This window comes from Enterococcus sp. DIV1307a, from assembly GCF_050537425.1.
Lineage (GTDB): Bacteria > Bacillota > Bacilli > Lactobacillales > Enterococcaceae > Enterococcus > Enterococcus faecalis.
The window spans coordinates 823,694-835,000 of the sequence record NZ_CP172914.1 but is presented as its reverse complement, the minus strand read 5'-3'; the positions used below and the strand labels follow the sequence as shown (position 1 = coordinate 835,000).

7 protein-coding genes, 1 tRNA gene and 2 rRNA genes (1 of these 10 running past the window's edge) are annotated in these 11,307 nt (G+C 39.6%); all 10 read right to left on the bottom strand.

The window, feature by feature from the left end; all coding sequences use genetic code 11:
• Positions 1 to 682 (bottom strand): 23S ribosomal RNA (locus IGL90_RS04030) (it extends 2,231 nt beyond the left edge of the window).
• Between the two features lie 176 nt (positions 683 to 858).
• Positions 859 to 931, bottom strand: a tRNA-Ala gene (locus IGL90_RS04025).
• A gap of 79 nt (positions 932 to 1,010) precedes the next feature.
• Positions 1,011 to 2,571, bottom strand: a 16S ribosomal RNA gene (locus IGL90_RS04020).
• Together the 16S and 23S rRNA genes with 1 tRNA gene alongside form the textbook arrangement of a ribosomal RNA operon.
• Before the next feature lie 644 nt (positions 2,572 to 3,215).
• Positions 3,216 to 4,724, bottom strand: coding sequence for a HAMP domain-containing sensor histidine kinase (locus IGL90_RS04015; RefSeq protein WP_002363430.1), 1,509 nt, complete (start codon positions 4,722 to 4,724; stop codon positions 3,216 to 3,218).
• Positions 4,725 to 4,734: 10 nt separating this feature from the next.
• Positions 4,735 to 5,421 carry a response regulator transcription factor gene (locus IGL90_RS04010; RefSeq protein WP_002355954.1) on the bottom strand — a complete coding sequence of 229 codons (687 nt, stop codon included), beginning with the start codon at positions 5,419 to 5,421 and terminating at the stop codon, positions 4,735 to 4,737.
• A 157-nt stretch (positions 5,422 to 5,578) separates the two neighbouring features.
• Complete coding sequence (gene gndA / locus IGL90_RS04005; protein WP_002355953.1) at positions 5,579 to 7,000, bottom strand: NADP-dependent phosphogluconate dehydrogenase; 1,422 nt, start codon at positions 6,998 to 7,000, stop codon at positions 5,579 to 5,581.
• 204 nt (positions 7,001 to 7,204) lie between these two features.
• A complete protein-coding gene (rpmF, locus tag IGL90_RS04000) occupies positions 7,205 to 7,384 on the bottom strand; it encodes a 50S ribosomal protein L32 (RefSeq protein WP_002355952.1) in 180 nt (59 codons plus the stop codon).
• Positions 7,385 to 7,440: 56 nt separating this feature from the next.
• Positions 7,441 to 8,010 carry a YceD family protein gene (locus tag IGL90_RS03995; RefSeq protein ID WP_002363429.1) on the bottom strand — a complete coding sequence of 190 codons (570 nt, stop codon included), beginning with the start codon at positions 8,008 to 8,010 and terminating at the stop codon, positions 7,441 to 7,443.
• 373 nt (positions 8,011 to 8,383) lie between these two features.
• Positions 8,384 to 10,141 carry a pyruvate kinase gene (pyk, locus tag IGL90_RS03990; protein ID WP_002355949.1) on the bottom strand — a complete coding sequence of 586 codons (1,758 nt, stop codon included), beginning with the start codon at positions 10,139 to 10,141 and terminating at the stop codon, positions 8,384 to 8,386.
• Positions 10,142 to 10,205: 64 nt separating this feature from the next.
• A complete protein-coding gene (gene pfkA / locus IGL90_RS03985) occupies positions 10,206 to 11,168 on the bottom strand; it encodes a 6-phosphofructokinase (RefSeq protein ID WP_002355947.1) in 963 nt (320 codons plus the stop codon).
• Between the last annotated feature and the right edge of the window lie 139 nt (positions 11,169 to 11,307).

Here is an 11,307-nt window from a genome sequence, read left to right as displayed (position 1 = left end):
TTCAGACTCGCTTTCGCTGCGGCTCCGTCTCTTCGACTTAACCTCGCATGCAATCGTAACTCGCCGGTTCATTCTACAAAAGGCACGCCATCACTCATTAACGAGCTTTGACTTGTTGTAGGCACACGGTTTCAGGATCTATTTCACTCCCCTTCCGGGGTGCTTTTCACCTTTCCCTCACGGTACTGGTTCACTATCGGTCACTAGGGAGTATTTAGCCTTGCGGGATGGTCCCCGCGGATTCCGACGGAATTTCTCGTGTTCCGCCGTACTCAGGATCCTCCTAGGTGTTGTCAGCATTTCGTCTACGGGGCTTTCACCCTCTTTAGCGGAATTTTCCAAATCCTTCAACTATACTAACAGACTACCATATTGGAGTCCTACAACCCCAACAAGCAAGCTTGTTGGTTTGGGCTCTTCCCGTTTCGCTCGCCGCTACTCAGGGAATCGAATTTTCTTTCTCTTCCTGCAGGTACTAAGATGTTTCAGTTCTCTGCGTCTACCTCTAATCAGCTATGTATTCACTGAAAAGTAATATCCTATAAAAGATATTGGGTTCCCCCATTCGGAAATCTCTGGATCATAGCTTACTTACAGCTCCCCAAAGCATATCGGTGTTAGTCCCGTCCTTCATCGGCTCCTAGTGCCAAGGCATCCACCGTGCGCCCTTATTCACTTAACCTTATCAACCTTACGGTTGGGTCTTGATCACTTCTTCTAGCGATAGAAGGTTAATCAATAAATAAGCAATTGAACTTATTAAAAAACTCATTCAACGCGGTGTTCTCGGTTTGTTTTGATTCTTTTTACTTCAATATCCAGTTTTCAATGAACGAATCTGATAGCAAAAGCTATCAATGGAGCCTAGCGGGATCGAACCGCTGACCTCCTGCGTGCAAAGCAGGCGCTCTCCCAGCTGAGCTAAGGCCCCGAACTTATTTGATTGAGAGTAGACCTCTCAAAACTGAACAAAGTAAAGACGAAATGTGTATTTCCGTAATATTCCTTAGAAAGGAGGTGATCCAGCCGCACCTTCCGATACGGCTACCTTGTTACGACTTCACCCCAATCATCTATCCCACCTTAGGCGGCTGGCTCCAAAAAGGTTACCTCACCGACTTCGGGTGTTACAAACTCTCGTGGTGTGACGGGCGGTGTGTACAAGGCCCGGGAACGTATTCACCGCGGCGTGCTGATCCGCGATTACTAGCGATTCCGGCTTCATGCAGGCGAGTTGCAGCCTGCAATCCGAACTGAGAGAAGCTTTAAGAGATTTGCATGACCTCGCGGTCTAGCGACTCGTTGTACTTCCCATTGTAGCACGTGTGTAGCCCAGGTCATAAGGGGCATGATGATTTGACGTCATCCCCACCTTCCTCCGGTTTGTCACCGGCAGTCTCGCTAGAGTGCCCAACTAAATGATGGCAACTAACAATAAGGGTTGCGCTCGTTGCGGGACTTAACCCAACATCTCACGACACGAGCTGACGACAACCATGCACCACCTGTCACTTTGTCCCCGAAGGGAAAGCTCTATCTCTAGAGTGGTCAAAGGATGTCAAGACCTGGTAAGGTTCTTCGCGTTGCTTCGAATTAAACCACATGCTCCACCGCTTGTGCGGGCCCCCGTCAATTCCTTTGAGTTTCAACCTTGCGGTCGTACTCCCCAGGCGGAGTGCTTAATGCGTTTGCTGCAGCACTGAAGGGCGGAAACCCTCCAACACTTAGCACTCATCGTTTACGGCGTGGACTACCAGGGTATCTAATCCTGTTTGCTCCCCACGCTTTCGAGCCTCAGCGTCAGTTACAGACCAGAGAGCCGCCTTCGCCACTGGTGTTCCTCCATATATCTACGCATTTCACCGCTACACATGGAATTCCACTCTCCTCTTCTGCACTCAAGTCTCCCAGTTTCCAATGACCCTCCCCGGTTGAGCCGGGGGCTTTCACATCAGACTTAAGAAACCGCCTGCGCTCGCTTTACGCCCAATAAATCCGGACAACGCTTGCCACCTACGTATTACCGCGGCTGCTGGCACGTAGTTAGCCGTGGCTTTCTGGTTAGATACCGTCAGGGGACGTTCAGTTACTAACGTCCTTGTTCTTCTCTAACAACAGAGTTTTACGATCCGAAAACCTTCTTCACTCACGCGGCGTTGCTCGGTCAGACTTTCGTCCATTGCCGAAGATTCCCTACTGCTGCCTCCCGTAGGAGTCTGGGCCGTGTCTCAGTCCCAGTGTGGCCGATCACCCTCTCAGGTCGGCTATGCATCGTGGCCTTGGTGAGCCGTTACCTCACCAACTAGCTAATGCACCGCGGGTCCATCCATCAGCGACACCCGAAAGCGCCTTTCACTCTTATGCCATGCGGCATAAACTGTTATGCGGTATTAGCACCTGTTTCCAAGTGTTATCCCCCTCTGATGGGTAGGTTACCCACGTGTTACTCACCCGTCCGCCACTCCTCTTTCCAATTGAGTGCAAGCACTCGGGAGGAAAGAAGCGTTCGACTTGCATGTATTAGGCACGCCGCCAGCGTTCGTCCTGAGCCAGGATCAAACTCTCATAATAAAAGTTAGAACAATCTTGCGATTGTTAAGCTCAATTTGTTTGCTAGCATATTGCTTGCTTGTTAAAAATGTTTGTTGTCTTGAATTGAATCAAGACGCCCTACACATTTGGTTCGTCTATTCTTTGTTCAGTTTTCAAAGGTCTACGTTACCTCGCAGCAACTTTTATATCATAACAAACTTTCGTTTGAATGTCAAGAACTTTTTTAAAAAATTTCTTTTAAGTTGTTTTGCTCGGTCGTTGCCGTCTGTTGTGACAACTTCTATATCTTATCATTATCTCAGTTGTTTGTCAACAACTTTTTAAAACTTTTTTGTTATTTTATAACAAGTTTTTTTGATCAAATGATTGATTTAAAAGCAATTTCTTTAACGACTTTGTTATTCTAACATGTTATTTATCTTTTCGTCAAGAAAAATTTTTAACTTTTTAAAACTTTTTTCTTAACGAACTGTTTGTCAGAACAGATATTAATATACCAAGGATTTTTCTAAAACGCAACTATTATTTTGCAGAAAAATAACATTTTTTTCAATTTCGAACGATGAATATTTTCTGCAAAGAAAACATTCGTTTCTTTATCTTATAATCCCTTTTCTCTTACTGAAATGTTCGTTAATCATTCGTAAAAAAAGCAACGTACTTTATTGTACGTTGCTCTCTTCTTTTATTCCAGCGATTGGAATAAAAATTCTAAAGATCGTTCCTTGATGCAATACGCTTTCTGCATCAATACGTCCTTTATAGTTTTCGACTAATTGTTTTGCAATCGATAGACCTAAGCCATTACCACCTTTATTTCTTGCACGGGCTTTATCTACTCGATAGAATCGATCAAATATTTTCTCCAAGTCTTCTTCAGTGATTCCTTCACCAAAATCTTGCACAGCTATTTCAAATTCATTCATCGTTCGAGAAATGGAAATATGCACTTCTTTTCGATCGGTTGAATATTTAATCGCATTATCTAATAGAATAATTAGCAATTGTTCAAAGTGATTACGATAGATTTTCAGCTCAACTTCGGTTGGTAAATCGTCATCTAATGTGATATGAAACTCAGGATAAACCAATTGGAAGTTATTAAATACTTGGTAGACTACTTGTTTAGCATCTGTTCGTTCATTTGCATATTGGGTGTCCACTTGTTCAGCGCGTGAAAGGTCAAGCATTTCTTGGACCAAACTCTTCATACGACTAATTTCTTGTAAACTGGCCTTTAATGATTCATCTAAAATTTCAGGATCGTCTTTCCCCCAACGATTTAAAAGGTTTAAATGGCCTTCCATAATCGCAACGGGCGTTCTTAATTCATGGGAAACATCTTCAACAAACTGCTCTTGTTGTTCGATATAGCGTCTCATACGATCTAACATTTCATTAAATATTTCCGAAATATCTGCTAACTCATCTCTCGTATTAATCTCCGGCATGTGGACATCTGATTGCGGGTCTTTGCGGATTGTATCCATCGTGTCTCTCAATACTTTTAATGGTTTTAAGAAATAAGAAGAGAGGATAAAGCCTAAGACACTACTTACAATCAGAGAAATCACTTCTAAAACTACAAGTGTTAATAATAAATGATTACGAATTTCATAAAAAGAAGAAAGTTCATAAAACGCTTGAATATAGCCAATCTTTTCTCGTGTTTCTTTTGAAAAAATAGGTTCCACGGAATAAAAACCGGTTTTATCAAAAACGGTTCGAACAACAGGTAATTGTCGATCCAATTGTAATAACTTATCATATTCATTTTGTGTTTTAAAAACTAGTTTTTGGTTTGTGTCATACACAGATAAATAAAGTTCTGGTTGTCCTAGTTCAGATATGAAACTGTCCATTTCCATAAACGAACCTTCTACTGCTGTATGCTTATTATAGTAGTTTTCATCTCTTTCACTCGGCGTTTTTAAATAGTCAAAAACGTCTGTTACCGTTAAATTTTCATTGGCATTAGCTAATCGATTTGTTACTTCTGCAATCGTTGCTTCGACATTTTCCTTTTCTTTGGCAACAATAAGACTGACAGAAGACTTATAGGTAATCACCGCAAAAATGGTAAAAACTACAAATATAAAGAAAGAACTTGCGAAAGCCCACTTTATAGTTAAAGATGGGCCTTCCAGTTCTTTTTTAATCGTTCTTTTCATTAATTAGTTCTCACGAACGCATAACGTAGCCAGTTCCACGGACAGTTTGGATGTAGCTTTCTTCTCCAGGTACGTCAATTTTATTTCGCAAGTAGCGGATATACACATCCACAACGTTTGTTTCTACTTCTGTTTCATAGCCCCAAACTTTATTTAGTAACACATCACGTGCCAAGACAACGTTCACGTTTTCCATTAGCGTTAATAGTAATTCGTATTCGCGTTTTGTTAATTCAATCATTTCAGAATTACGACGAACGACACGATTTTCTTTTTCAATTGTTAAGTCACGATATGTAATCGTTGTTTGTTTTGCAACGTTTTTATCGCCCTCAATATCAATACGACGAAGTAACGCACGTAAACGAGCTAACAATTCTTCAATTGCAAATGGTTTAACAATATAATCATCCGCTCCATGGTCTAAGCCAGAAACACGGTCAATTACTGAATCACGCGCAGTCATCATAATAATTGGTGTATTTTTCACTTGGCGAACACGGCGACATACTTCTAATCCATTTAATTCTGGTAACATCAAATCAAGAAGGATAGCATCCCATTCGTTGTTAAGAGCGGCTTCCAATCCTGTACGACCATTGTAGTGTACTTCTGTCGTATACCCCTCATGTTTTAATTCAAGCTCAACGAATCTCGCTAAGTTCTTTTCATCTTCAATAATTAAAATGTTGCTCATTTGATTAATTGTCCTTTCTCTTTAAAAGCTATACTCAAGCTCAACCTTTTTATTCCTTACTACTTATTAGAGAATTACTACTCAATCTATCTGGTTCTTTTTTAAGCCACAGTAAAACCATGAGCATGGTGAGCCACACTCATGGTCTCCAGCGTGTTTATTCTTCGTTGTACCAGCTGTAATGGTAGATTCCTTCTTTGTCTGTGCGTTCGTACGTATGAGCACCGAAGTAATCACGTTGTGCTTGAATTAAATTCGCTGGTAAGCGATCTGAACGATAAGAATCGTAATAAGCAATTGCAGATGAGAATGTTGGTACAGGAACACCTGCTTGAACAGCAATCGCAACAACTTCACGAACGGCTTGTTGATATTTTTTCGTAATTTCTACGAAGTATTCATCTAACAACAAGTTTTCAAGTGCTGGATTTTTTTCATATGCATCGGTAATTTTTTGTAAGAATTGTGCACGGATAATACAACCTGCTCGCCAGATTTTTGCAATTTCACCAAATGGTAAATCCCATCCGTATTCTTCAGAAGCTGCACGGAGTTGTGCAAACCCTTGCGCATAACTCATTAATTTACTAAAGTATAATGCTTCGCGAATTTTTTCAATCAATTCTTTTTTATCGCCTGCAAAGTTAAAGGCTGCAGGTTTTGATAAAATGCCACTTGCTTTTACGCGTTCTTCTTTGTAAGCCGAAATAAAACGTGCAAATACTGATTCTGTAATTAATGGTAATGGTACGCCAAGATCTAACGCACTTTGGCTTGTCCATTTACCTGTTCCTTTGTTGCCTGCTGCATCAAGAATAACATCAACGATTGGTTGGTCGGTTCCTTCATCATCTTTACGTGTCAAAATGTCAGCCGTGATCTCGATAAGGTAACTGTCTAATTCGCCTTCGTTCCATTCTTTGAAAATCTCTGCCATTTCATCAACAGATAAACCTAAGATTTGTTTCATTAAATCGTAGGATTCAGCAATTAATTGCATGTCCCCATATTCAATCCCATTATGAACCATTTTTACATAATGTCCAGCACCATTTGGGCCAATGTAAGTCACACATGGTTCACCGTCTTCTGCTTTAGCTGAAATTTTTTCAAGAATTGGCGCAACTAACTCATACGCTTCTTTTTGTCCGCCAGGCATGATAGATGGTCCTTTCAAGGCTCCTTCTTCTCCGCCAGAAACGCCAGTACCAATAAAGTTAATTCCTGAGTTTGCTAGTTCTTCATTACGTCGCATTGTGTCTTTGAAGAACGTATTACCGCCATCAATTAAGATGTCGCCTTTATCAAGATGTGGTAACAATTCTTGGATTGTCGCATCTGTTGCAGGTCCAGCTTTAACCATCAACATAATTCGACGAGGTTTTTCAATTGCATTCACAAATTCCTCAATTGAGTATGTTGCTTGAAAGTTTTTGTCAGGATGTTCTTCAACCACTTCTGTTGTTTTTGATCCTGTACGGTTATACAGCGCAACTGTATAGCCTCTGCTTTCAATGTTTAAAGCAAGATTTTTTCCCATGACAGCCATGCCGACTACGCCAAATTGTTGTTTTGTCATTTTATGACCTCCTATATTATAATCAACGAAAATTCTATGAGCATTCTCTTATAATCCTCACTATTATAACGCACTATCTTTCATATGAAAACAATATAGTGCCAATAAATTTCCAATTTCTTCATATTTTCTTAAAAAAATACAAATCCCCTAGGCTCCATGGTTAGCCTAGGGGATTCAACATTTCAAAAAATGTTTTTATGCTTATGCTTCTTTAGACATTACGTCTTTTCCATCGTAGTGACCACATGCTGGACATACGTGATGGCTTTTTTTCATTTCACCACAGTTTGAGCATGCATTTAAGCCTTTGATTGTTAATTTGTAGTGTGTGCGACGTTTTGCTTTTTTCGCTTTAGAAGTTCTTCTAGCTGGTACTGCCATTGTTGTTCCACCTCCTTGTAAAGATGCGTGTATTTACATACACAATATATTCCAACCTAGCTGTTATCTTCCTCTTCAGCATTATCGCTGAGTAATTCTGATAGTTTAGCCAGACGAGGATCCACTGTTTGTTCTGCTGCTTTCTGCTTACTTTCCAAATATGCTTCTTCTGAAATCACTTCCCAGTCATTGCCACTTGGCATTTCTTGACTGTTTTGTTCTTCTTCTGTAAGCACTTGAATTGGAATGGACAATAGAATGTTGTCTTCGACAGATTCATCTAAATCAATTGTTGGCTTGTCCAATAAAATAATCTCTTCAGCTGCAAATCGTTCATCTCTTGTATCCATTTGTTCTTTTGTCATAAAGACTTCATCGACCGTGATTTGCATTGGCAAAGCTACAGGTTCTAAAGAACGGGATGAAGGAACGGTTACAGTTACCTGAATAGTGTAATGAAGTAAATATTCTGATTTATTGACTGCTAATAAGCCTTCTACTTTGATTGGACTTACATCCAACAAGGTATCATCTCGTTGAAGAAGCTCTTCTTTAAGATGCAATGTTTCTGAAAACACTAGCGGCTCTTCTTTGTATTTATTTAATTCTAACAAAGACCACTTCATAATTATCACTCCTAAGCAACAAAAGCTATTATACAGGGGTATGAAAGCTTTGTCAATGAAATTTTCTTGACAGCCCTTTCTTATTTCCTGTTTTTCTTTCGTTTTTTTTATAATTGTTTTTCTGTTGAAGATAGCTTAGCGCTTATTTAATTAAATAACAAAATTTTTGTGTGAAATAACATAGATAATTTAAAACTAAGACATAATTTTACTATTTGCGCCCAACTCTTTATTTACTGAATACGTGTTTTCTGAACATTTCGTACTACTGTCTTCCTTGTAAAAAAAGCTGAGACAAACTGACGAATCGGTTTGTCCCAGCTTTGCGTCCGAGTACATATTGCTTAAAATCAAATGATTGAATTAATTAGACTTAGATAGCTGTTGTTGCTCCGCGGTAAACAATACCACGACGAGGATCAACAGTAATCACTTCGTCATTATTAATTAATGATGTTGCATCTGCAGCACCTACGATAACTGGAATATTTTGCGCAATCGCTACAACAGCTGCATGAGAAGTTAAACCACCTTCTTCAACAACTAATGCTGATGCTTTTTCAATTGCTGGCATGTATTCTTTATCTGTTGTTTTTGTAACTAAAATAGCTCCTTCAGTCGCTTTAGCAACTGCTTCTTCAGCAGTTCCTGCCACAACGGCTTTTGCAATAATTGCTTCTTCGCCGACACCTTGACCTTGAACTAATTTAGAACCGATCATTTGAATTTTCATTAAGTTTGTTGTCCCTTTTTCGCCAACTGGAACACCAGCAGTGATAATGATTAAATCACCTTCTGAAGCATAACCTTCTTCTTGTGATACTTTTGAAGCTAAATTAAACATTTCATCTGTGCTTGATGGTTTGTCAGCAACTGTTGCGTAAACACCCCATGATAATGACAAGCTACGTGCTTTTTGTTCTGAGAACGTAATTGCAACGATATGTGCTTTTGGACGGTATTTAGAGATCATACGTGCTGTATGGCCTGATTCTGTTGCCGCAACGATTGTTTGGATACCCAAGTTACGTGCTGTATGGCCAACAGATTGTCCGATTGCTTCAGTCATATCTGTTTTGCTATATAATTTCAATGCGAATGAATCTTGGTTAACTAATGTTTCTTCTGTACGAACTGCAATACGAGCCATTGTTTGAACAGCTTCTAATGGGTAATCCCCTGCTGCAGTTTCGCCTGATAACATTACTGCATCTGTTCCATCGTAGATTGCGTTTGCTACGTCATTTGCTTCCGCACGTGTTGGACGTGGGTTACGTTGCATTGAATCTAACATTTGTGTTGCAGTGATAACTGGTTTACCTAAAGCATTACATTTTTTAATTAAAGCTTTTTGGACAACTGGAACATCTTCTGTTGGAATTTCAACACCCATGTCACCACGAGCAACCATTAAACCATCAGAAACTTTTAAGATTTCATCGATATTATCGATACCTTCTTGGTTTTCGATTTTAGGAATGATTTGGATGTGTGTTGCGTTTTCTTCTTCTAAAATTTTAGTGATTTCTAAAACGTCAGAAGCACGACGAACGAAGCTAGCTGCGATAAAGTCAATTCCTTGACCAATTCCGAAACGGATATCGTTAGCATCTTTTTCAGTGATCCCTGGTAAGTTTACAGAAACGCCTGGTACGTTAACGCCTTTTTTGTTTTTCAAGACGCCTTCGTTTTTAACAACTGTTACGATTTCGTTTGCATCACGGTCGATATCAGTTACTTCTAAATCGATTAAACCATCATCTAAAAGAATGTGTGAACCTACGTTTACATCATTGATTAATTCTGGATAAGTGATTGAGAATTTTTCATTTGTTCCTAAAACTTCTGTCATAGAAATACGTACTGAGTCACCAATTTTCATTGTGATTGCGCCATTTTCCATGTCATTTGTGCGGATTTCAGGACCTTTTGTATCTAGTAAGATCGCTACGCGTTTCCCTGTAATTTTTACAGCTTCACGAATGTTTTTAATACGAGCACCATGCTCTTCGTAGTCACCATGTGAAAAGTTCAAACGGCAAACATTCATACCTGCATTAATTAAGTTTACTAGCATATCAACGGATTCACTAGCTGGTCCAATCGTACATACGATTTTCGTTTTTTTCATTACTAAAACGCTCCTATTCCAAATTTGTTTATACAAAGCTAATAAGATTAGCTAATATACAAGATTAAAAAGAAATTTCATGATTTAACTCATAAAGAGATAAATCTGGTTTATGTTTATTGTTTTCTAACGTGTCAATAATATCAGCTGCAACTACTTGGTTATCTAACATACCGATACATAAACCGCCTTTGCCTTCTTTTAGAAGTTCAACAGCATATGACCCAAATTTACTTGCTAATACACGGTCACGAGCACTTGGCGAGCCCCCACGAACCACGTGTCCTAAAATTGATACACGCGTATGGAAATCACCGTATTCAGAAAGTTTATCAGCAAATTCATTTCCGCCCATTACGCCTTCTGCTAAAATGATTAAGCAATGTTTTTTCCCGCGGTCGCGGCCTTCTTGAATACGTTTGGCAACGTTTTTCATATCAAAATCATGTTCAGGAATAATGATTTCATCTGCTCCGCCTGCCACGCCTGACCACAATGCGATATCACCAGCGTTACGTCCCATTACTTCGATAACGAATGTACGAACATGAGAAGTCGCTGTATCACGAATTCGGTCAATTGATTCCAAAACAGTGTTAATCGCTGTATCAAAACCGATTGTGAAATCTGTTCCAGGAATATCATTATCAATCGTTCCAGGAATTCCAACAGCGGGGAAACCACGTTTTGTCAAAGCCATTGCGCCATGATAAGAACCGTCTCCACCAATAACAACTAAGCCTTCAATACCGAATTTTTTCAATTGTTCGATTCCTTTTAATTGCCCTTCTTCAGTAGCAAATTCAGGATAACGAGCAGAATACAAGAATGTTCCACCACGTTGAATCTTATCGCCAACGTCAGCAACATCTAAACGACGGATGTCGCCTGCGACTAAACCGGCAAATCCATAGTTAATACCGTAAACTTCGATTCCATCAAAAATACTTTTGCGTACGACTGCACGAATTGCAGCGTTCATTCCAGGGGCATCTCCCCCGCTGGTTAAAATACCAATGCGTTTCATTCGCTATTTCACCTCATATAATATACTTTCAACTGCCAAAAGAAACCTTTTCGCAAAAATTGATATACAAAAATATTACGTCATTCATTTTACCATTAAAGAACCAAAATGTCTTGAGTTAAGAAGAAAAAAATGAAAA

Excerpts from the sequence above, each read along its gene's own strand:
- IGL90_RS04015 (WP_002363430.1), bottom strand. The coding sequence starts at position 4,724 with ATGAAAAGAACGATTAAAAAAGAACTGGAAGGCCCATCTTTAACTATA.
- gndA (WP_002355953.1), bottom strand. The coding sequence starts at position 7,000 with ATGACAAAACAACAATTTGGCGTAGTCGGCATGGCTGTCATGGGAAAA.
- pyk (WP_002355949.1), bottom strand. The coding sequence starts at position 10,141 with ATGAAAAAAACGAAAATCGTATGTACGATTGGACCAGCTAGTGAATCC.
- IGL90_RS04010 (WP_002355954.1), bottom strand. The coding sequence starts at position 5,421 with ATGAGCAACATTTTAATTATTGAAGATGAAAAGAACTTAGCGAGATTC.
- IGL90_RS03995 (WP_002363429.1), bottom strand. The coding sequence starts at position 8,010 with ATGAAGTGGTCTTTGTTAGAATTAAATAAATACAAAGAAGAGCCGCTA.
- rpmF (WP_002355952.1), bottom strand. The coding sequence starts at position 7,384 with ATGGCAGTACCAGCTAGAAGAACTTCTAAAGCGAAAAAAGCAAAACGT.
- pfkA (WP_002355947.1), bottom strand. The coding sequence starts at position 11,168 with ATGAAACGCATTGGTATTTTAACCAGCGGGGGAGATGCCCCTGGAATG.